At 68.4% G+C, this 23,601-nt stretch carries 8 protein-coding genes; 3 read left to right on the top strand and 5 right to left on the bottom strand.

Features of this window, described 5'->3' with window-relative positions:
* Positions 1-262: 262 nt before the first annotated feature.
* Both ON39_RS43520 and ON39_RS51640 read left to right on the top strand, forming a co-directional pair.
* Entirely contained in the window at positions 263-9,010 is an 8,748-nt protein-coding gene (locus tag ON39_RS43520; RefSeq protein WP_051187885.1) for a non-ribosomal peptide synthetase, read from the top strand.
* A 2-nt stretch (positions 9,011-9,012) separates the two neighbouring features.
* Positions 9,013-9,354 (top strand): DUF5825 family protein, encoded by a 342-nt coding sequence (locus tag ON39_RS51640; RefSeq protein ID WP_373283796.1) that lies wholly within the window; start codon positions 9,013-9,015, stop codon positions 9,352-9,354.
* Positions 9,355-9,510: 156 nt separating this feature from the next.
* On the opposite strand, the gene ON39_RS43515 is transcribed toward ON39_RS51640, so the two are convergent.
* Positions 9,511-9,690: a DUF6374 family protein gene (locus ON39_RS43515; RefSeq protein ID WP_040742977.1), complete on the bottom strand. Its 180-nt coding sequence runs from the start codon at positions 9,688-9,690 to the stop codon at positions 9,511-9,513.
* A gap of 95 nt (positions 9,691-9,785) precedes the next feature.
* Between ON39_RS43515 and ON39_RS43510 the strand changes: the two genes are divergently transcribed.
* Positions 9,786-10,124 (top strand): DUF6300 family protein, encoded by a 339-nt coding sequence (locus ON39_RS43510; protein WP_040742976.1) that lies wholly within the window; start codon positions 9,786-9,788, stop codon positions 10,122-10,124.
* Here ON39_RS43510 and dnaE read toward each other — a convergent pair.
* The 4 genes from dnaE to ON39_RS43490 all read right to left on the bottom strand — a co-directional run.
* On the bottom strand, positions 10,108-13,668 hold the full coding sequence (dnaE, locus tag ON39_RS43505) for a DNA polymerase III subunit alpha (RefSeq protein ID WP_040743013.1): 3,561 nt from the start codon (positions 13,666-13,668) through the stop codon (positions 10,108-10,110). The genes ON39_RS43510 and dnaE overlap by 17 nt on opposite strands.
* A gap of 176 nt (positions 13,669-13,844) precedes the next feature.
* Positions 13,845-14,615: a thioesterase II family protein gene (locus ON39_RS43500; RefSeq protein ID WP_040742974.1), complete on the bottom strand. Its 771-nt coding sequence runs from the start codon at positions 14,613-14,615 to the stop codon at positions 13,845-13,847.
* Between the two features lie 76 nt (positions 14,616-14,691).
* Positions 14,692-15,150 carry a nuclear transport factor 2 family protein gene (locus ON39_RS43495; protein WP_040742972.1) on the bottom strand — a complete coding sequence of 153 codons (459 nt, stop codon included), beginning with the start codon at positions 15,148-15,150 and terminating at the stop codon, positions 14,692-14,694.
* Between the two features lie 19 nt (positions 15,151-15,169).
* The coding region (locus ON39_RS43490) for a type I polyketide synthase (RefSeq protein ID WP_157195649.1) at positions 15,170-23,601 on the bottom strand (8,432 nt) is incomplete at its 5' end.

Here is a 23,601-nt window from a genome sequence, read left to right as displayed (position 1 = left end):
GTGAGTCTTGTGCACTGAGGTACCGACTCAGGCTATGGCCAGGCCGTAGCGGGTCGCAAGAACCACGAGGGGGTCCGGATGGCAGGAACATGTCATTCGCTGGATCGTGTCCTGAGGGCTCGCCACCGAATTTGTCATCTTGTGGACACGGCAATGCGCTGAGTGCGAGCTCTGACCTAAGGTCGAATTCATCTCTCCTCACCTGCGCGTTATTTCGGCGGGTCCCTGGTCGTCATTGCTGGAAGAACAGACGGGTAGATATATGTTCCATTCTCGAGTCGAACGACTGCTTCCGCTGCTGGAGGAGTGGAACGACTCCGCGACGCCCGTGGTGGCCGCCGATCTGATGACTGCCTTCGGCGAGCGAGTCGCGTGCGCACCGGAAGCGATCGCGGTGGAGTACGGCACGGTCTGCCTGACCTATGCCGAGTTGGACGCCCGCGCGCACCGGCTGGCCTGCGTCCTGACCGCGGCGGGTGTGCGACCGGAAATGGCTGTGCCGCTGTTGATGTCGCGGTCGGTCGAACTGCTCGTCGCCATCGTCGCGGTGCTCGAGGCCGGCGGTGCCTATCTGCCGTTGCCGACGACCTATCCGGTGGCGCGGATGCGTGCCGTGCTCGCCGACAGCGCGTGTCCGGTGTTGCTGGTGGACCGGACGCTGCGAAACCATGAGCTGGCGGTCGGTCGACGAGTGATCGTCGTCGAACCCGGCCCGCCGCCGGCCGAGGCAGAGCAGACCGTCACGGACCTGCCGGTGTTGCGTCCCGGTCAGCTCGCCTACGTCATGTACACGTCCGGATCGACAGGTGAGCCCAAAGGCATTGCCGTGACTCATCGAGACGTGGTCGACCTCGCGCGGGATCGGTGCTGGGACGTGCATGCCGACGACCGGGTGTTGCTGCATTCACCACACGCGTTCGACGCGTCCACCTACGAGATCTGGGCACCGCTGCTCGCCGGCGGACGGGTCGTCGTCGCGCCGCCCGGCGAGTTGGATGCGGGCGCATTGGCGAGAGTGATCGAGAACCACGGGATCACCCGAATCAGCTTGACCGCGGGGCTGTTCCGGGTGGTGGCCGAGGACTTGGTGACGTGCTTGCGCGGGGTCACCGAGGTGACCACCGGCGGTGACGTCATCTCGCCGCATGCCGTGGTCGAAGTCCTGCGGGAGTGCCCGCGGATCACGGTGCGCACCACCTACGGCCCGACCGAGATGACGTTGTGCGTCACCCAAACCCCTTGGCGGCACGGCGATCAGGTCGGTACCAGTGTGCCGCTGGGCACGCCGTTGGACAACACACGGCTGTTCGTGCTCGACGATGGTTTGCGACCGGTGCCGATCGGGACGGTGGGGGAGTTGTACCTCGCCGGCGCCGGTCTGGCCCGGGGTTACGTCAACCGGCCTGAGCTCACCGCCGCCAGGTTCGTCGCGAATCCGTTCGGCGGCCCTGGTGCCCGGATGTATCGCACCGGCGATCTCGCCCGACGCGAGGCCGACAGCACACTGACTTTCCTTGGGCGTGTGGACGATCAGGTCAAGATCCGCGGGTTCCGCATCGAGCTCGCCGAGATCGAAGCCGCGCTGGCGGCGGTCGACACGGTGCGCGAGGCCGCGGTGATCGTCCGTGAGGCTCGGCCGGGCGACAAGCGGTTGGTCGGCTACCTGGTGCCCGCGGTCGACAAGACGAGCATCGACACCGCGAAAGTCCGTGAGCGGCTGGCGAAGACGCTGCCGGATTACTCGGTGCCCTCCGCATTCGTTGTGCTGGAACGTTTTCCGTTGACCCCCAACGGAAAACTGGACCGCGCGGCGCTGCCCGCGCCGGAGTACGCGGCAGGGTCGGCCCGCCGGAATCCCGGCAATGCCCGCGAACACGCCTTGTGCGACCTGTTCGCCGACGTTCTCGGCGTGCCCGAGATCGGTGTCGACGACAGCTTTTTCGAGCTCGGCGGTGATTCGCTGCTCGCCATCCGGTTGCTCAACCGCGTCCGCGGCTCGCTCGGCATCGAGGCCGGTATCGGCGCGCTGTTCGACAACCCCACTGTCGCCGGTTTCAGTCGGCACCTCAGCGGCGATGCCGGTCGGGCACGTCCGGCGGTGGTCCCGGTTTCGCCCCGCCCGGATCTGGTCCCGGTGTCCTTCGCGCAGCGGCGGTTGTGGTTCCTCGACCGGTTGGCGGGGCCCAGCGCGACGTACAACATCCCAGTGGTCACCCGGATCGCGGGCGAACTGGACGAAGACGCCCTGACAGCCGCGGTCGCCGATGTGATGGCGCGGCACGAAGCACTGCGGACGGTGTACGTCGAGCTGGACGGTGAACCGTTCCAACGGATCATCCCCGCCGCGGAGACACCGGCAGCGGTTTCGTTCACCCGGTGCGCCCCCGAAGAGGCCGACGCGGTGGTGGTTCGCGCCTGCGCGCACCTGTTCGACCTTGCGATCGACCCGCCGTTGTACGTGCACGTGGTCCAGAGCGTTGCGGGCGAAAGTCTGGTCGTGCTCGTCATCCACCACAGCGCCGGTGACGGCTGGTCGATGGATCCGCTGAGCGCGGACCTGTCGTCGGCGTACGCGGCAAGGCTCGGCGGCGCCGCCCCGGACTGGGCGCCGCTGCCCGTGCAGTACGTGGACTACACCTTCTGGCAGCGAGACCTGCTCGGCGACGAACACGACCCGGACAGTGTGTCGTCCCGCCAGCTCGGTTACTGGCGAGAACACCTGCGCGGCTTGCCCGACGAACTGGCTTTGCCGACCGACCACCCGCGTCCCGCACAGGCCAGTCACCTCGGCGGCAGCGTCGAGCTCGCCGTGGACGCGCAAGTCCACCAGAGTCTGCAGAAGCTGGCGCAACACCGAAACGTGACGCTGTTCATGGTCTTTCAGGCCGCGCTGGCGGCCTTGCTCACCCGGCTCGGCTGCGGCACCGATATCCCGTTGGGCACGCTGGTCGCTGGACGCTCCGACGATGCCCTCGCCGGCCTGGTCGGGTTCTTCGTCAACACGCTGGTCCTGCGCACCGACACCAGCGGGGGCCCCGGCTTCGACGAGCTGCTCACCCGGGTGCGCACCACCGACCTCGCGGCCTTCGAACACCAGGACCTCCCGTTCGAGAAGCTCGTCGAACATCTGCAGCCCACCCGATCCCTGTCCCGGCACCCGCTGTTCCAGATCGCACTCGTCGTGGACGAAGGCATGGTTCTGCGCCTGGACGGTCTGCCGTGCACGCCGGTGAAGACCCCGCTCGACGCGGCGAAATTCGATCTGTTCTTCGGATTCGTCCAGCGGTGGACCGCTGACGGCCGCGCCGCCGGTGTGGATCTGACCCTCACCTACGCAGCGGATCTGTTCACCTCCGATGGTGCCAGGGTGCTCGGTGAGCGCTTGCTGCGGTTCCTGACCCAAGTCGCCGCCGACTCCGGCGTGCCGCTCAGCGGCGTCGAGGTGCTCGCCGCGCCGGAACGGCACCGAATGCTGGTGGAATGGAACGACACTGAGCGGGAGGTGCCGCAGCGGACGCTGCCCGAGCTGCTCGAGGCGCAGGTGCGACGCACCCCGGACCTGCCTGCCGTGCAGATGGGTGACACGGTGCTCACCTACGCGCAGCTCAACGCGCGGGCCAATCAACTTGCCCGTTATCTGATCGATCGCGGCGTCGGGCCGGAATCCGTTGTCGGCCTGATGATGCCGCGCTCCGTCGACGTCATCGTCGGGCTCTGGGCGACATTGAAGGCCGGGGGCGCGTACCTGCCGATCGACCCCGGCTACCCCGCCGACCGGGTGGCCTTCATGCACAGCGACGCGGCGCCGGTCCTGACCCTCACCGAATCGGTGGACACCGGGCACCTGTCCTCGGCCGATATCGTCGACGCCGACCGCCTGGCTCCGTTGCGGCCGCAACACCCGGCGTATGTCATCTACACGTCCGGATCGACCGGGCTGCCGAAGGCGGTGGTCATGCCGTCCGCCGCGACGGTGAGCCTGCTGACCTGTTACGAGACGGTCTTGCCCGCAGGCAGGATGGCCCAGTTCTCGTCGCTCAGTTTCGACACCTCCGCCTACGAGGTCCTGTTCGCCACCACGAGAGGTGGCTGCCTGGTAGTCCCGCCCGAGGAGGTCCGCAAGGACGCCGAGTTGTTCGCCCGGTGGCTGGCCGAGTTCGACGTGCAGGACATGTATCTGCCGAACCTTGTGCTGGCGGCGCTGTGCGAGGTCGTGCAGAACACCGGCGCCCACCTTCCCGAACTGCGGCTGATCGGCCAGGGTGGGGAAGCACTGGCGCTTTCGCCCGAGGTCAAGGCGTTTTTCGCGACCCGCGGTCGTCGGCTGGACAACTGCTACGGCCCGACCGAAACGCACCTGGCGATCGCGTCGTTCTTCCCTCCTGAGGTGGACGACTGGCCCGACCATGCGGCGCTCGGCAAGCCGATCGGCAACACCCGCGCCTACGTACTGGATTCCCGGCTGCGGCCGGTGCCCTGCGCGGTGGTGGGAGAGCTGTATCTCGCAGGCGCTCAGCTCTCGCGCGGATATCTGAACCGACCGGCGCTGACGGCAGCACGCTTCGTGGCCAACCCGTTCGACGATGCGGCATCCCGGATGTACCGCACCGGTGACCTGGTGCGCTGGCGTGCCGACGGCCAGTTGGAGTTCCACGGCCGTGTCGACCATCAGGTCAAGATCCGCGGGTTCCGGATCGAACTCGGCGAGATCGAGACCGTGCTGCGCGGTCATCCGCACGTCGCGCAGGTGGCGGTGCTCGCCGTGCAGGACCGTCCGGGCGATCAACGCCTCGTCGGCTACGTGGTGCCGGCCTGCGGGGCGGTCGAGCCGGCGCAGCTGCGGGATCATGTGGCGGCGGTGCTGCCGGACTACATGGTGCCGTCCGTGTTCGTCCGGCTCGACGCCATGCCGCTCAGTCCCAACGGCAAGCTGGACCGCGAAGCACTGCCCAAGCCGTCCCGCGAGAGTACGGGCCGTGCGCCGCGCACGCCGGTCGAACGAGCGCTGTGCGAGATCTACGCCGACGTGCTGGTCGTGCCGTCGGTGACGATCGACGACGATTTCTTCGCCTTGGGCGGCCATTCCCTCACCGCGACGAAGCTGACCAGTCGGATCAGAACCGTGCTCGGGGTCGAACTGCCGGTCCGGGTGGTGTTCGAGCGGCCGACCCCGGCCGGGCTCGCCGACCGCGTCGGCACCGCCGAGCTGGCCCGTGTCGCGGTGACTCCGCGGCCGCGACCCGAGTCGGTTCCCTTGTCGTTCGCGCAGCTCCGGCTGTGGTTCCTGTACCGGATGCAAGGACTGGTCTCGACCTACAACGTGCCGATGGCCGTCCGGCTGTCCGGCGAGCTCGATCAGTCGGCGCTGCGAGCGGCGCTCGCCGATGTCGTAGGACGGCATGAGAGCCTGCGTACCGTGTATCCGGAGCACGACGGCCGGCCATACCAGCACATCGTGGACGTACCGGAGATTCGGTGGGAGTTCGCCCGGATATCCGAGCGTGAACTCGCCGCGCGACTGGACGCGGCGGCGGGTTACGCCTTCGATCTCGCCTCCGAGATCCCGTTGGCGGCATGGTGTTTCGAGCTCGGACCGGACGAGCACGTGCTGTTGCTGCTGATGCATCACATCGGCGGCGACGGCTGGTCGATGACACCGTTGGCGCGCGATCTCGGCACGGCTTACAACGCGCGCCGTCTCGGGCAGGCGCCCGGGTGGTCGCCGCTGCGGGTCCAGTACGCGGATTACGCGCTGTGGCAACGGGAATTGCTCTCGAAGGCCGATCAGTCGTACTGGGTCGACCGGCTGGCGGGCTTGCCGGAAGAACTCACGCTGCCGTTCGACCGGGCCCGCCCCAAGGTGGCCTCCCAGCTCGGTGGACGGGTTCCGGTCCGGCTCGCCGCGGACGTCCACCACGGACTGATCGGGCTGGCCAAGCAGACCGGTGGCACGCTTTTCATGGTGTTGCACGCCGGATTGACCGCGCTGCTGACCAAACTCGGCGCAGGCACCGACATCCCCATCGGTACGGTCGTGGCCGGGCGCGACGACGAGGCCCTCGACGACCTGATCGGGTTCTTCGTGAACACTCTGGTGCTCAGAGCCGACACCGCGGGCGATCCGACGTTCACCCAGCTGCTCACCCGCGTGCGCGACAGCGATATCGCCGACTTCTCCCAAACGCAGGTCCCGTTCGAACACCTGGTGGAGGTGCTCAATCCGGCGCGGCACACCGGTCGGAATCCGCTGTTCCAGGTAGCTCTCTCGTTCAACAACAACGAGCCGCCGATATTCGACCTGGACGGCCTGACCGCCGTCGCGGATGGCGTGTGGCGCGACATCGCCAGGTTCGACCTCACCCTCATCCTCTGGGAAACCTTCGGCCCCAACGGCGAACCCGCCGGCCTGGACGGCTCGCTCGAGTACAGCAGCGACCTGTTCGATCGCGGTTCGGTAGAGGTGATGACCACCAGGCTGCATCGGATCTTCGCCGCGGCCGTCGCCGACCCCGACCGGCCGATCAGCGCGATCGACGTGCTCAGCAGGGCCGAACGGGAGTCGCTTCTGCGCCCACCGGTGGCGCGGCCCGGTGCGATCGCACACCAGCTGTTCGAGGAGCAGGTCCGGCGTACCCCGGACGCGCCTGCGTTGGCGGCGGGGGACACCCTGCTCAGTTACACGGAATTGAATGCGCGGGCGAATCAGTTCGCGCGGTTGCTCATTCAACGTGGTGTGCGGCCGGAAGACCGGGTTGTCGTGCTGCTGCCGCCCTCCGCCGAGCTGGTCATCGCGCTGCTGGGTGTCCTGAAATCCGGCGGCGCGTACCTACCGGTCGATGTGAACTACCCGGACGACCGGGTGGCATTCCTGCTTCGAGACGCGGCTCCCCGGATCACCGTGACGACGTCGGCGCTGTCCGCGCGCGTCGGGCCGGACGCGCTGTGTGTCGACCGGTGCGAGAGCGATCGTTACCCCACGGCGAACCCGGGGCTTCGGGTCCATCTGGATAATCCTGCTTACGTGCTCTACACGTCAGGATCGACGGGGCGCCCCAAGGGGGTCGTTATCGCGCACAGATCGCTCGGTGCGTATCTGTTGCGCTCACGGGATATCTATCCCGGCGTCGCGGGGGAGAGCCGCATGCACCTGTCCGTGGCGTTCGACATGTCTGTGTCCGCGCTGTACGTGCCGCTCGTCAGTGGCGGATGTGCCAGGGTCGGCGAACTGGACCAACCCGGTCCACGGCCGTCGGTCTTGTTCGGGACACCCAGCCACTTGAAGCTGCTGGACTCCATGCCCGACGAGGCCTCGCCGAGCGAATGTCTGTCTGTCGGAGGTGAGGCGCTGTTCGGCGACATGCTGGCGCGCTGGCGTGCCCGTCACCCGAATGTGCTGGTGTGCAACAGCTACGGCCCCACCGAGACGACAGTCTGTACCATCGAGTTCCGGTTGACCGACGACGAGCAGACACCGACGGGCGCCATTCCCATCGGCCGGCCGTTCGCGGATGTCCGGGTATACGTGCTCGGTGACGGACTGGATCTGGTCGCGCCGGGGGTGCTCGGCGAGCTGTACATCGCCGGTGACTGCCTGGCCAGGGGATACCTCGACCGGCCTGGATTGACCGCCGGTCGGTTCGTGGCGGACCCGTTCAGCCCCACGGCGGAACGGATGTACCGCACCGGGGACGTGGTGCGGTGGCGGTCGGACGGACAGCTGGAATTCGTCGGCCGGGCCGACGACCAAGTGAAGGTGCGAGGCATCCGGGTCGAACCCCAAGAGGCGCAGGTGGTGTTCGCCCGGCATCCGGCGATCCGGCACGCAGCCGTGGTCGCACACGAATTCGGGCCGGGCGAGATCCGGCTGGTGGCATACGTGGTGCCGGACACGACGGTGGGTGAGGCCGAACTGCGGTCGTATGCCGCGGCGCGACTGCCGGCATACCTGGTGCCGTCGGCGGTCGTCATGCTGGACGAACTGCCGCTCACCGTGAACGGAAAGCTCGACCGCCGTGCACTGCCCACACCGCGCCGCAGCGGCGGTTCAGGACGTGCGCCGCAGTCGCCCCATGAGCTGCTGCTCGGCGAACTGTTCGCCGAGCTGCTGGATGTGCCGAAAGTCGGCGTCGACGACTCGTTCTTCGACCTCGGCGGTCACTCCCTCCTGGTCCTCCGATTGATCAGTCGCCTACGGCCCCTTGGCATTTCGCTAACAGTGCGGGACGTGTTGGAGTCCCCGACGGTCGCCGGGCTCGCCGCGCTCGCGTCGGCAGGCTCGCGCGCAGACTCGCTCGCGGTGATGCTCCCGCTGCGTCGAGCCGGCGCCGAACGACCCTTGTTCTGCGTGCACCCCGCAGCCGGAACCAGTTGGGTGTACTCCGGTCTGCTGCGGCACCTCGACGCCGACCGGCCGGTCTACGGCCTGCAGGCGCGCGGACTCAGCGAACCGGGATGGTCGCCGGGATCGGCCGCGGACGTCGTGACCGACTATCTGGAACAGATCCGGCTCATCCAGCCGCGCGGCCCCTACTTCCTGCTCGGTTGGTCCCTCGGCGGAATCATCGCGCACCTGCTCGCGGTGCGGATCCAGGAAGAAGGCGAACAGGTCGAATTCTTGGCCATACTCGACAGCTACCCGAAGCCGGACGACTACCAGCCGGACACCGGCCCCGCAACACCGGAGGAGGTCGCCGAATCCGTCGGACAAGACATCGAGCTCGCCGGCCTCGGCGAACTCGACCTGTCCACGCTGCTCACGGTTTTCGCCACCACCAGAGCAGTGGTTTCCGCCGCCTCCCTCGGCGTCTTCCACGGCGATCTGCTGCTGTTCGAGGCGACCATCGGCAAACCCCAGAATTCCCCCTTCACCCCCGACCGATGGCACACCCACGTAACCGGCAAGGTAGAGGTCCACCAAATCCCCTGCACCCACGGCGAAATGACCCAACCCCACCCCCTGAACCACATCGGCCCAATCCTCAACACAAAACTGCCCCGCTCGCCACGCTGAGGTTGCGATCGGGCCGACGGCGGCCTGGACCTTCGAACCGTTGCGCGCGGATCACGCCACTGAGTCATCTTCATCTTCCGGACCGAAGCGAGCAGCCTGCCGATTCCGCCGAACTGGACGCGTGGTGGGAAGCGTTCTATATCGGACGGTGCTGCTGGCGACAAGGCCCGGGTTTCATACAGGTCAGGGACCGTCGTCGAGGGCCGCTCGCCAAGTACACGATCACGGGGCACGATCTAACGGAGTCGTGGTACAACCGGCAAAAGCAATGCGACCGATACGAAGACGAACTCGACGATCCGCGGATCACCCAGAGGTACCTGCATCCCGAGATAGCCGCGTAGTTTCTCTCCTCAATTGGCATCGCACTCACTGTGCCCGGCGCGCCACCACCGACGCATCAGTCGGATGACGTTCGGTCGACGTAATTCGCGCGCAGGCGAGGCGTCGGTGGATCGGGCGTCGCCGAACCGCTGCATGGCGTCGACTGCTGTGTGGGCTCAGTCGTCGGTGAGAACGCGCAGTGTCTCGCCGAGTTCGGCGGCGAGGTGTTCGAGTTGATCCGGCGTGAGGCTTTTTCCGAAGGCGGCGGTGTCGAGCAGTCGACGCCGGACGTTGGCGATCCGCGCGCGGGCGGTGGCGACTCGTGTGACGTCGGTGGCGGCGGGCGGGCGGCTCATCGGGCGATCCGTTCTTTCGGTATGCACAACTGAGAGTTGGGGATTGGGCGTTTCGTTTGTTGGACAAGGCATTCGGGATCTAGTCAAATCGTTGGGTGCCGGATCTCGAGATCTCCTACGTCGACGATTTGCCGTGTCACCGGTGCGCGGCCACGCTGGTCTGCGCGATGCGGGTCCCGCATTCTTTTGTCCGGGCAGACGGATTCGAGGTGCGCGGGGTGCGGACGGTGGGTCTGTGCCCGATGTGCGACAACGAAAACCCTGCGGTGCGTGCAATATTCGAGCACATCGCCCGGCACGGCGAGCCCGACCGGGCCGCCATGCTCGAGCTCGCCGCGCTGGTGGGCGAGGCGGCGATGCGAGGGCTGCCCGAGGCGCTGGACGAGGAATTGCTGCGCGCCGCCGCGGCGGAGTTCGTCAGGACAACACCTTGAGCCCGCGTAGTGCGCGCAACTCGCCGAGCAACGCGGAGCTGACCGACACCGGGTAGTCGGCGACGGCGAGCGTCGTCCGCTTCTCCCGATGGCACAGCACGATGCGCACCGGGGTGTCGCCGTGGTGCGCCTGCAGCGTCGACTTGAGTTCCAAAACGCTTTCCCGGCTGGTGCTTTGGGCGTTGAGCTCCAGCATCAGGGGCGGGCGATGGCGGCTGCCGTCGAGGTGGCTCACGTCGAGCACGGCGACGTGCGAGCCGAAAACCGACATCTTGTCCTCGCGCCAGTTGACCCGGCCTTCCACGACGACGACGGCATCGACGGCCAAGTCCAGGGCGAACACGCTGTAGCTTTTCGGGAAGAACAGGACTTCGATCGAGGCATCCAGATCTTCGACCACGGCGATCGCCCAGCTCTCACCCTTTTTGTTCACCCGGCGCTCCAGCGCGGAGATGATGCCCGCGACGGTGACCGTTCCCTCTTTCGGCGGATTGGCGAGCACGCCCGCGATCGGCTTCGGCGCGTTCTTGCGCAGGATGTGGTCGGCGCCGTCGAGCGGGTGGCCGGAAACGTAGAGGCCCAGCATTTCCCGCTCCAGCGCGAGCATGTCCTTACGCGGCCACTCGTCCGCGTCGTAGCGCAGGTGCGCCAGTGGCGAGGAGTCGCCGGGGGTCTCGCCGGTATCGTCCGCCACCCCGAACAGGTCGAACTGGCCAAGCGCCTCCTGGCGCTTCAACCCGGTGACCGCGTCCACCGCCTCCTCGTGGACGGCGATGAGCGCTTTGCGGGGATGACCGAAGGAATCGAAGGCACCGGCTTTGATGAGCGACTCCAAGACCCGCTTGTTGCAGCAGACCAGCTGCGACTTCTCGACGAAGTTCGCGAACGAGGTGTACTTGCCCTTCGCCCTTCGGGTTTCGATGATCGACTCGACGACGTTCGCCCCGACATTGCGCACTCCGCCCAACCCGAAGCGGATGTCGCTGCCCACCGCGGAGAACCGCAGCGAGGACTCGTTGACGTCCGGCGCAAGGACTTTGACGCCGAGTTGTCTGCATTCGGAAAGGTAGATGGCGGACTTGTCCTTGTTGTCGGACACCGACGTCAGCAGTGCCGCCATGTATTCGGCCTGATAATTGGCTTTGAGGTAGGCGGTCCAATACCCGACCAGCGCGTAGCCTGCCGCGTGTGACTTGTTGAAGGCGTATCCGGCGAACGGCAGCACGGTATCCCAGAGCGCCTGGACGGCCTCGTCGGAGAATCCGTTGTCCCGCATGCCAGCCCGGAACCCCTCGAACTCCTTCTGCAGGACGTCGAGCTTCTTCTTGCCCATGGCCCGGCGCAGCACGTCCGCGCGTCCCATGGAGAATCCCGCGACTCGCTGCGCGATCTGCATGATCTGCTCCTGATAGACGACCAGGCCGTAGGTCTCGGCGAGGATGTCGCTCAGCGGCTCCTCGAGCTCGGCGTGGATCGGCTCTATCCGCTGCCTGTTGTTCTTGCGATCGGCGTAGTTGTTGTGCGTGTTCATCGCCATCGGCCCCGGCCGGTACAGCGCGTTGACCGCGACGATGTCCTCGAAGCCGGTGGGGATCAGCCGCCGAAGCAGGTCGCGCATGGCGCCACCGTCGAGCTGGAACACGCCGAGACTGTCACCGCGGCCGAGCAATTCGTAGGTCTTCGAATCGTCGGTGCCGAGCGAGTCGAGATCGATCGTCTCGCCGCGGTTGGCCTTGATGTTGTCGATCGCGTCGCCGATCACCGTGAGGTTGCGCAGACCGAGGAAGTCCATCTTGAGCAGGCCGATGGCCTCGCAGGACGGATAGTCCCAGCCGGTGATGATCGCGCCGTCGTCGCGCCGCCACAGCGGTGTCACATCGACGAGCGGCTCGGACGACATGATCACCGCGCAGGCGTGCACGCCTGCGTTGCGGATCAGACCCTCGAGGCCGCGCGCGGTCTCCATGATGGTCGCCACGTCTTTGTCCGACTCGATCAGCGTCCTGACCTCGGCCGCCTCCGCGTAGCGCTCGTGCGAGGGATCGGTGATGCCCGACAGCGGAATGTCCTTGGCGGCCACCGGCGGCGGCAGGGCCTTGGAGATCCGGTCGGCGACGGCGAAGCCGGCCTGTCCGTAGTGCACCCGCGCGGCGTCCTTGATCGCCGCCTTGGTTTTGATCTTGCCGAAGGTGATCACCTGTGCGACGCGATCGGCGCCGTATTTCTCGGTCGCGTAGCGCACCATTTCACCGCGGCGCCGATCATCGAAGTCCATATCGATATCGGGCATGGACACCCGCTCGGGATTGAGGAATCGCTCGAAGAGCAGACCGTGGGCGATCGGGTCCAGGTTGGTGATGCCCATGGCGTAGGAGACCAGCGACCCCGCGGCCGAGCCGCGGCCCGGTCCGACCCGGATACCTTCCTCGCGCGCGTGATTCATCAGGTCCGCGGTGATCAGGAAGTAGGCGGGGAAGCCCTTTTCCACGATGATGTCGATCTCGAACTCGGCCCTGCGCACGTACTCCTCGCTCACCCCGCCGGGAAAACGCCGATCCAGTCCGCGCATGACCTCGGCACGGAACCAGGAGTTCGCGTCGTAGCCCTCCGGCGCCTCGTAGATCGGCATCCGGTCGGTGTGCGCCCACACCTCGGCGTAGGACTCGACCCGTTCGGCGATCAGCAAGGTGTTGTCCGTGGCGCCGGGGACCTGGGTGTCCCAGTACGCGCGCATTTCCTCGGCCGATTGCAGGTAGTAGCCGTCGCCGTCGAACTTGAATCGGGTCGGGTCGCTGAGGGTCTTACCGGCCTGTACACAGAGCAGGGCGGCGTGCGCCTCGGCCTGGTCCTTGCTCACGTAATGCGAGTCGTTGGTGGCCAGCGGTGGCAGCCCGAGTTTGGTGCTGATCTCGAGCAGTCCGTCGCGGACCGACCGCTCGATCGGCAGGCCGTGGTCCATCAACTCCACGAAAAAGTTGTCCTTGCCGAAGATGTCGCGGTAGTCGGACGCGGCCTGGATCGCCTCGGCGTGCTGGCCGAGGCGCAGCCGGGTCTGCACCTCGCCGGACGGGCAACCGGTGGTGGCGATGATGCCGTCGGAATGCGCGGCGATCAGCTCGCGGTCCATCCTCGGCTTGCGGTAGTAGCCCTCCATGCTGGCCAGCGACGAGAGCTTGAACAGGTTTCGCAACCCCCGCGCGTTCTGCGCAAGCATCGTCATGTGGGTGTAGGCGCCACCACCGGATACATCGCCGCCGACTCCCTCGCCATTGGACCCGCGCTGGCCCGCCTGGCCCCAGAACACCGGCTTCTTGTGATGCCTGCTGCCGGGCGCCAGGTAGGCCTCGATACCGATAATGGGTTTGATGCCGGCCTTGGTGGCGACCTGATAGAACTCGTCCGCGCCGAACATATTGCCGTGGTCGGTCATGCCGACCGCGGTCATCCCGAGCCTGCTCGCCTCGTCGAACAGCGGCTTGATCTTCGCCGCACCGTCCAGCATGGAGTACTCGGTGTGGACGTGCAGGTGAACGAACGAAGACAAGACGCCCTCCAAGAATGCGACCCGGGTTCGGATCGCACCATTCGAGCCGAGCGGGCCGACGAGGGTCAAACAATCGACACGCATGCCTCGACAACCGATGGTTGTCGAGGCTGGTAGTTTCGTCGGCGGCGGAAAAGCTGCTCACGCAACCGAATTCGCGCGCCATGCCGGTTCGGCTAGTCGAGCCGGGCGGTCGGGCCGAGCAATCCCCGCGCGACGCTGTCCAGCACGGCCGCGCGTTGATCGATCAAATAGAAATGCCCGCCGGGGAACACCCGTATATCGAACGCCGCGGTGGTGTGCCGCGCCCAGTCGCGCGCCTCGTCGAGGGTGGTCTTCGGGTCGTCGGCGCCGACGAGCGCGGTGATCGGGGACCCGACGGTGCGGCTCGGCGGGCAACGGTAGGTCTCGATCGCCTTGTAGTCGCCGCGCAGCGCGGGCAGGATCATGCGCCGCACCTCCTCGTCGTCGAGCAGCGTGGTGTCGGTGCCATCGAGCATCCGCAGCTCGTCGATGACCGTCGCGTCGTCGGCCAGGTGTAGCTGTTCGTGCCGATGCCGCGACGGCGCCCGGCGACCCGAGACGAACAGCCTGGCGACCACGATGCCGTCGCGTCGGGCCAGGCGATGGGCGACCTCGAAGGCGAGAGCCGCGCCCATGCTGTGCCCGAAAAACGCGATGGGCAGGTCGGTTTCGGGCCGCACGGCCAGGTATACCTGTTCGGCGAGCGCGCCGATGTCGTCGATACCCGGCTCGGTGCGCCGGTCCTGTCGACCGGGATACTGCACCGAGAGCACGTCGATCGGCTCGGGCAGGGCCGTGCCCATCGGAAAATAGAAACTCGCCGAACCCCCCGCGTGGGGGAAGCACACCAACCGCACCGTCGGCGTGGCTGTCCGGCGGAACCGCCGGATCCAGCGCGCGTTGTCCACCATCGGCTCTGTCATATTTCTCCTCTGCTTCGAGTGGGACGCGCCGTGGTCGCCGTGCCGCATCCGACACGGCGACCACGGCAGTACTCGGTCAGTAGCGGCGTTCGCCGTCTCCGCTGAGTGGTGACCACCACTGCGTGTAGTTCGTGGCACCGTCACCGAAGACGCCGCCGTATCCCTCGACGACTTTTCCGTTCTCCCACTTGAGCATCTGCACGCCGGAGATATCGAGGACGTCGAAGGGTGAGGTGCTGCCCTCCGGCGCGCCTTTGCGGATGGCGTGGATCTCGTTGACGTCGATCGAATAGCCGTCGTCGTTATTGATGAGCAAGGTGATCGGGCGCATCGACCACGAACCGCCGGAGGCCTCGAGCATGCCCTGCACGTATTCGAGGAAGTCGTCGATACCGGTCCGCCAGCCGGCGTGCGCGTGACTACCTGGTGCGAGGAACCGCAGATTCTCCGACCAGTACAGCGCGGTCTTCTCCCGATTTCCTGAGCTCACCGCCTCGTATGCGGCGGCGACCAACTCGGGGGTGATCTCGGTCATTTGTTCCCTCTCTGTTCTGTCATCTTTCGAGTGCGGCGAGCCACGAATCCACCACCTGCGCGGTGGTTTCGGCGTGCCCTTCCACGATCGTGAAGTGGTCGCCCGCCACGACGGGCTGCGCGTCGGCCAGCGACCACGCCGGTCCCCATTCGCCGTCCGCGAGCGGGGCGTCGTCCATGTCGGGCAGCGCGTCGGCGGCCCGCACGAACAGCGTCGGGGTGTCGATGGGCCGGGGTTCCCACTCGCCGAACACCTCGAAGTAGCCGCCCATCGCGGTCAGCGAGACGTGGTCCATCGAGACGAGTTCGGTACGGCGCGCGAACAATCCGCCGGTGAACGCCCGGCTGAGCCGCGGATTCATCTCCGCGGGCAGATAGGTGTCGATCAGGACGACCGCGCGCGGCGGCGCTTCGGATTGCTGCAACAGTGCGGCGACTTCGTGCGCGATCCAGCCGCCCGAGGAGTAACCGAGCAGTGCGTACGGCTCGGTGCCCGCGTAGTCCAGTACCGCCTGCGCCTGCATCTCGGCGATGGCCAGGACGCTGCCCGGCAACCGTTCTCCGGCACGGAATCCCGGCTCGGGCAGGACCACGGTGTCCCGGCGATCGCGTAGCGCGCCGGCGAAGCGGGCGTATTGGTGCGCGCCCGACATGGCCACCACCGCGGGGAAGCAGAGCAGCCGTGGTCGGTGCGCGCCCCTGGCCAGTGGCACCGGATGCGGTCGCTGCCCGACCTCGTCGGCGCTGTGGAACACCGGACGCAGGCGGGAGGCCACGCGCACCAGCTCCATGCCCTCGTCGACCCGGTCGTCCAGGCACGCCTGGCGGAACAACGCGCCGAGTGTGTCCTCGGTCGTTGCGGCGGCCGGTGTGACGGTGCCCGCCAGCTCGTCGCTGAGGAAACGGGCGAGCGCGGGGGGTGTGGGCTGGTCGAAGACCACATTGGCGACCAGCGAAAGGCCGGTGGCGCGCTGCAGTCGATTGCGCAGGTCCACGGCGGTCAGCGAGTCGAAGCCGAGTTCGGTGAAGGCCCGGTCGCCGTCGAGTTCCTCCGGTGTCGAGTGGCCGAGCGCGGCAGCGACTTCCCGTCGCACGAGCGCGAGCAGCGCGTCTTCGCGCTCGGTGCCGGTCAGCTCGGCCAGGCCGTCGAGTAGGTCGCGGCCGGCCGGGCGGGTGTCCACCCGAGTGGGCCGCACCAGCGCATGCCAGATCGGCGGCAGCGGTTCGCGCGCGGCGGTGGCGCGGAGAGCGGCGACATCCACTCGCACCGGAACGAGCTGCGCCTCCGGTCGGGTCAGTGCCGCGTCGAACAGCGCTAGACCTTCCGCTGTACTCAGCGCCGCCACGCCGCCACGGACCAGGTTGCGCCGGTCCGCGGCCATGCCGGCCGCCGTGTCCCACGGCCCCCAGGCCAGAGAGGAGGCCGGAAGCCCAAGTGCGGCACGGTGTATCGCGAGGGCGTCGAGGAAGGTGTTGCCCGCGGCGTAGGCGGCCTGCCCGGCCGAGCCGAGAATGCCCGCGACCGAGGAGAACAGGATGAAGGCCGTGAGGTCGCCGGTGAGTTCGTGCAGGTGCCAGGCCGCGGCGACCTTCGGCCGCAGTACCCGCGCGAGTTGGTCGGTGGTGAGCGAGGTGAGCACGGCGTCGTCGAGTACGCCGGCGGCGTGCACGACGGCGTGTACGGGGTGCTCGGCGATCAGCGTGGCGACCTGATCCCGTTCGGCGACATCACAGGCGGCGACCTCGACGCGGGCCCCCGCCGCCGCCAGTTCCGCACGCAGGGAAGGCATTTCACCGCCACGGCTGACGAGCAGCAGGTCGCGCACGCCGTGTTCGGCGACCAGCCGGCGCGCGACCAGTTGACCCAGCGTCCCGGACGCACCGGTCACGAGGACGGTCCCGCCGGACAGGTCGGCCGCGGCCGACCTCGGCCCGGTGAGCGGCGCGAGGCGTGGCACGTACGCGACGCCGTCGCGGAGCATGATCTCCGGTTCGCCGGACGCCAGCGCGGCGGCCAGGCCGCGCCGATCGAGTCGGCTCGTACGGGGGATATCGAGCAGCGTCAGGTGGCCGGGGTGTTCGGCCTGTGCGGCGCGGACCAGACCGGTGAGCACGGCCGACGCCGGATCGGTCGCGTCACCGCGGATCACGACGACGAGGCGGGTCGTGGCGAAGCGCCGATCCGCCAGCCACGCCTGCAGCAGGGTGAGTACGCCGGCGGCCAGGTGTGCCGCGGCCGCGGGCACGTCGGCGTCGTCCGGCGCGGACGGGACGACGAATACGGCGTCCGGCGTCATTCCGGCGGCCTCCGCCGCGTCGCCGAGTTCGGCGATACCCGAATATGTTTCGACATGTCCGCCGCTGTCGCGCAGGGCAGACGGGAACCACGAGTCCTCCGTGCCGAGCACGGCCGACCACGATTCGGCGGGCACGGGTCCGGCGGGCAGTGCCTGCCAGCGCAGGCCGAGCAGCGACCGTGGGACGTCCGCGCTTTCGTCGACGGGCAGCGGACGCAGCGTCAATGCCGTGACACTGCCGACCGCGCGACCCTCCCGGTCGAACAGGGCCACCGCGACGGAATCCTTACCGGCCGCAGTGATCCGCACCCGCAGCGCGGTGCCGCCCGCCGTGCCGACGCGGACCCCTCGCCAGGCGAACGGCACGCTCGGCGACGGGTCCGCCTCGTCGACGAAGCCACCGAACCCGATGGCGTGCAGTGCCGCGTCCAGCAACGCCGGATGCACGAGGTAACCCGCCACGTCGGTGCCCTCGGGGAGCGCGACTTCGGCGCAGACCTCGCCGGAGCGGTGCCACGCGGCGCGTAAGCCGCGGAACGCGGGACCGTAGTGCAGCCCGCGCTCGGCCAGGTGATCGTAGTGGGCATCGAGGTCGAGTGCCCGCGCGTCCGGTGGCGGCCACGCGTGGTCGGGGTCGTGCGCGACCTCGGCGCCCGCCTCGGCGAGCACAGCGGTGGCGTTGCGCTGCCACGGCCGGTCGCCGCCGGACTCGCGGGTGTAGACGCGAACCGTGCTGCGGCCGTGCGTATCCGGTGGCTCGACGGTCACGCGAAGGTCGAGCGCCATGCCGTCGGCGAGGACGGCGGGTGCTTCGATGGTGAGATCGTCGAGGCCGGTGCGGCCGCAGTGCGCGCCCGCGTGCAGGACTAGGTCGAGATGCGCTGTCGCGGGTAGCACGATCCGGTTTCCGACAATGTGATCCGCGAGCCACGGGTGGGTGTGCGGGTCGACGCGGCCGGTGAAGACGAGCGAGCCGGACTCCGGGTCGGCGACCATCGCGGCGAGCATGGGGTGGTCGGCGGCGTCGACACCCGCGCTGTCCAGGTCCGCCGGGCCGACGGCGCGGTGGTCGAGCCAATAACGCTGGTGCTGAAAGGGATAGGTCGGCAGTGGCACCGACCGGGCGCCCGTCTCGGCGAAGTAGTCGGTCCAGTTCGGGTGGGTGCCGGTCGCGACGAGGTGGGCGAGCGCCTCGGTGATCGCCGCGGTGTCGCGGCGGTCGGTGCGCAAGCTGGGCACTGCTCCGCTGGGCAGATGCGGGACCAGCGATCCGCCGGGGCCGATCTCGAGGTAGTCGGTGACGGCCTGTCCGGCCAGCGCGCCGACGGCGTCGGCAAAGCGAACGGTGTTGCGGGCGTGGCGGATCCAATGCTCCGGGTCGGCGAACGTGTGTTCGTCGGCGAGTCGTCCGGTGACGGTGGAGACGATCGGCACTATCGGTGGCGCGAACGACAGGCCGGCAATGGCCTCGCGGAAGCGGTCGAGCATGGGTTCCATCAATGGTGAGTGGAACGCGTGTGAGACACGCAGCCAGGTGTGGCGGTGGCCGTCCAGTTGGCCGACGATCGCTGCCAGGTCGGCTCGGTCACCGGACAGCACAACGGAGTTCGGGCCGTTGACGGCGGCGATGCCGACGGTGTCCGGGTAGTCCGCCAAGTGGGGGAGCACCGCGTCGACCTCGGCGTTGACGGCGACCATCGCGCCGCCCTCGGGCAGTGCGTGCATCAGTCGACCGCGGCTGGTGATGAGGGCACAGGCCTCGGGGAGGGACAGGACTCCGGCGATATGCGCCGCCGTGATCTCGCCGATCGAGTGTCCGGCGACGACCGCCGGTGTGACGCCCCAGAACTCCCACAGCCGGTAGAGGGCGGCCTGCATCGCGAACAAGGCCGGTTGGGCGAATCCGGTCTGGTCGAGCAGGTCCCCGTGCTCGCCGAACACGATGTCGCGCAACGGATGTACGAGGTGCTTGTCCAAGTGGGCGCACGCGTCGTCGAACGCGGCCCGATACGCCGGATAGGTGTCGTAGAGTTCGCGCCCCATGCCGGGACGTTGGGTGCCCTGCCCGGCGAAGACCATCGCCAAGCCACCGTCGGCAGCGCGACCGGTGACCACCGCGGGGTGGGTGCCGCCCCGGGCGATGGCCCGAAGGGCCTCCGCGCGTCGCACCGGATCGCCGGTCGTCACGATGGCGCGCTCGGCCAGCGCGGCGCGGCCGGTGGCGAGCGAGTATCCGATGTCGAGCACCGATCCGTCCTCGATGTCGCGGTCTGCCAGACGCCCCGCGTGTGCCCGCAGCGCCGCCGGATTATGCCCGGAGAGCACCCACGGCACGTGCGGAAGCTCCCGGCGCGGTGGAAGTTCGACCTCCGGCGCCTGTTCGAGGATGATGTGGGCGTTGGTGCCGCTGATGCCGAAGGAGGAGACGGCTGCGCGGCGGGGTCGGTCGTGTTCGGGCCATGGTTGTTGTTCGGTGAGTAGTTCGATGGTGCCGGTGCTCCAGTCGACGTGTGAGGTCGGTTTGTCGATGTGGAGGGTGCGGGGGAGGATCCCGTGTTGTATGGCTTTGATCATTTTGATGATTCCGGCGATGCCTGCGGCGGCTTGGGTGTGGCCGATGTTGGATTTGATGGAGCCGAGCCAGAGGGGTTGTTGGCGGTGTTGTCCGTAGGTGGCCAGTAGTGCTTGTGCTTCGATGGGGTCGCCGAGTTTTGTTCCGGTGCCGTGTGCTTCGACGGCGTCGATGTCGTGTGGTTGGAGTCCGGCGTTGGTGAGGGCTTGTCGGATGACGCGTTGTTGGGCGGGTCCGTTGGGTGCGGTGAGTCCGTTGGAGGCGCCGTCTTGGTTGACCGCGGAACCACGCAGCACCGCCAGCACCGGGTGCCTCTGCTGTCGCGCCGCCGAAAGGCGTTCCAGCAGTACCAGTCCGACGCCTTCGCCCCAGCCGGTTCCGTCGGCGGTGTCGGCGAACGCCTTACAGCGCCCGTCCGAGGCGAGTCCGCCTTGCCGACTGAATTCGGCGAACGTCGCCGGTGTCGCCATGACGGTGACGCCGCCGGTGAGGGCCATGGTGCATTCGTTGTTGCGGAGTGCTTGTGCGGCGAGGTGGAGTGCGACGAGGGAGGATGAGCAGGCGGTGTCGATGGTGACGGCGGGTCCTTGGAGGCCGAAGGTGTAGGCGATGCGGCCCGAGGCGATGCTGCCCGCGCTGCCGTTGCCGAGGTGTCCGGCGACTTCGTCGGGTACGTGGGTGAAGCGGGTGGCGTAGTCGTTGTACATGACGCCGGTGAAGACGCCGGTGTGGTTGCCGTGTAGTGAGGTCGGGTCGATTCCGGCGTGTTCGAAGGTTTCCCAGGCGGTTTCGAGGAGTAGTCGTTGTTGGGGGTCCATGGCGAGTGCTTCTCGTGGTGAGATGCCGAACAAGGCGGCATCGAAATCCGCCGCGTCGTGCAGAAACCCGCCCTCCCGGACCGCGTAGTCGTCCGGCCCGTAGATCCGCGTCGCGTCCCACCCCCGGTCCGCCGGGAATTCGGTCACGGCGTCGAGGCCCGCGACGAGCAACCGCCACAGGTCGTCCGGCGTGCCGACGTCACCTGGGTACCGGCACGCCATACCCACGATCACGATCGGGTCGTCGTCGGCGGCGACGGCGGCCACCTCGGCGATGTCTTGCTCGGACGTTCCTAGCAGTTCCGTGCGCAGGTGGGCTACCAGCGCGCCCACGTTCGGGTGATCGAACACGAGCGTCGCCGGAAGGTGCAGCCCAGTAGCGGAATTCAGCCGGTTGCGGAACTCCACCGAGGTCAGCGAGTCGAAACCGAGGTCGCGGAAGGCGCGGGTGGCGGCGACCGCCGACAGGTCCGAGTGCCCGAGCGTGGCCGCGACATGCTCGCGGACGAGCGTGTTCAAGGCGGCGTCGCGTTCCGCGGGTGGCATCCGACGCAGGCGCTCCGCGAGCCCGTCCTCGGCACGGGTCGCGGCCCGGCGCGGCAGGGTGGGCACGAGCGTACGCAGCAGTGCCGGTACGGATCCGGCGTCGGCGGCCACCGCGTGCGCGTCCAGATGCATCGCGACGACCACCGGTGACGGCGTGGTCAGCGCGGCGTCGAACAGTGCGCACCCTTCCTCCTCGCGCAGCGGTCGCATGCCGCGGCGCGGGGCGGCGGCGTCGGCCATGCCGGTGTGCCAGAGGCCCCAGGCGATGCTGGTGGTGGGTCGGGCGTGCGCCGAGCGGTGGTGGGCGAGTGCGTCGAGGTAGGCGTTGGCGGCGGCGTAGTTGGCTTGGCCGGGTGCGCCGAGAGTGGCCGCGGCCGAGGAGAACAGCACGAAGGCGGTGTTGGTGTGGTCGCGGGTGAGTTCGTGCAGGTACCACGCGGCGGTCGCCTTGGCGGCGAACACCTTTCGCAGCTGCTCGGGGGTCTGGTTGGTGAGTACCGCGTCCTCGACGACACCGGCGCAGTGCACGACCGCGCTGAGTTCGCGACCATTCAGCGCCGCGGCGAGCTCGGCGCGTTCGGTGAGATCACAGATCTCGGCGGTGACCCTGGCGCCGGCCGCGGTCAAGTCGTCGAGCAGTTCGGGCGGGATCGGGCGGCGCGCCAGCAGGAGGAGGTCGCGCGCGCCGTGCGTGCCTACGAGGTGGCGGGCGACGATACCGCCGAGCGCACCGGTCGCCCCGGTGATCAGCACGGTTCCCGCGGACCAGTCCGGGCCCGCCGTCGCGTCGGCGGTGGCGCGCACCAGACGTGGTACATACACCGCGCCTTCGCGTATCGCGAGGTACGACTCGCCCATCACGGCCGCGGCGGCCGCCGCGGGCTGCCACGACGAGTCGGGATCGTCGACGTCGATCAGCACGAACCGGTCCGGATGTTCGGACTGCGCCGACCGCGTCAGACCGCCCACGGCGGCGGCGGAGAGGGCCGTGGCCGCATCGGGTGACGCGTCCGTGTCCAGCAGCGCGGCGCCGTGGGTGACCACGGCGAGTCTGGTGGCCCGCTCCGATTCGCCGGCCACCCAACGCTGTAGCGCGGAAAGAGTCTGCGCCGCGGCGCGTTCGGCGTCGGTGGCCTCGGGGTGGAAGGGTACGAGCGTCACGTCCGGCGTCGCGGCCTGTCCGGCGGGTGTGAACCGCTGCCACTGCGTCCGGAACAGCGCACGATCGATCCGGTCGGTCCGGCGCGCTCGCGGCAGCGGCCGCAGTGCGAGGCGGGCGACGTCGAGCACCGGGCGTCCCGCGGGATCGGCGACGGCCAGCGAGATGGCGTCCGGGCCGATGGGAGTGATCCGGACCCGCAGCCGTCGCGCGTTGATCGCGTGCAAGGCGACGCCGCTCCAGCTGAACGGCACGAGCGGTGCGTCGGCGGTACCGCGGGCCGGGCCGAGTCCGATGGCGTGCAGCGCGGCGTCCAGCAGCGCGGGGTGTACCGCGAAGCGCTCCGCGTCCGCGAATTGTTCCGGGCCCAGGTCGATTTCGGCGAAGACGACCTCCGCCGCCGCCCAGGCCCGGACCAGGCATTGGAATGCGGGACCGTACCGCAGACCGGGCCGGTCGGCGTACACGGGCTCGATGTCGAGCGCGGTGGCGTGTGGTGGCGGCCACGCGGAGAGGTCCTCGGCGGGCTGTGGGTCGACCCCGGTCAGCCGCCCCTCAGCGTGCTGGGTCCACGGCTCGTCGAGCGCGGCGTCCGCGGGGCGGGAGAAGATGGTGACGACTCGGTGACCGTCGTCGGGCTCCCGCACCAGCACCTGAAGGTCGACTTCGGTGCCTTCGGTCAGCACCAGGGGCGCGCCGAGGACGAGTTCGCCGAGGCGCGGGTGCTCGGTCTGCTGTCCGGCGTGCAACGCGAGTTCGACGAAGGCGGTCCCGGGCAGCAGCACCTCGTCGTGCAGGGCGTGATCCGCGAGCCATGGATGCGTGCCGAGGGCCAGGGTGCCGGTGATCAGCAACCGGTCACCGCCCGCGAGGCCCACCGAGGTGCCGAGGAACGGGTGGTCCGAGCCGCCGGACCGCTCGGCCGACTCCAGCCAGTAGCGCTGGCGCTGGAAAGGATAGGTGGGCAGGGAAACTCGGCGCGCACCGGTTCCGTCGAAGTAGTGGTGCCAGCGCGGGTTCGCACCGTCGGCGACGAGGCGCGCGAGCGCGGTGGTGATGG

Source organism: Nocardia tenerifensis NBRC 101015 (genome assembly GCF_000308715.1).
Classification (GTDB): Bacteria; Actinomycetota; Actinomycetes; order Mycobacteriales; family Mycobacteriaceae; genus Nocardia; species Nocardia tenerifensis.
The sequence above is the reverse complement of the archived record's forward strand: the minus strand, read 5'-3'. Positions and strand labels throughout refer to the sequence as shown.

Bases quoted from the DNA above. Each gene is read 5' to 3' on its own strand.
- ON39_RS43520 (WP_051187885.1), top strand. From the start codon at position 263: ATGTTCCATTCTCGAGTCGAACGACTGCTTCCGCTGCTGGAGGAGTGG.
- ON39_RS43515 (WP_040742977.1), bottom strand. From the start codon at position 9,690: ATGAGCCGCCCGCCCGCCGCCACCGACGTCACACGAGTCGCCACCGCC.
- ON39_RS43500 (WP_040742974.1), bottom strand. From the start codon at position 14,615: ATGACAGAGCCGATGGTGGACAACGCGCGCTGGATCCGGCGGTTCCGC.
- ON39_RS43495 (WP_040742972.1), bottom strand. From the start codon at position 15,150: ATGACCGAGATCACCCCCGAGTTGGTCGCCGCCGCATACGAGGCGGTG.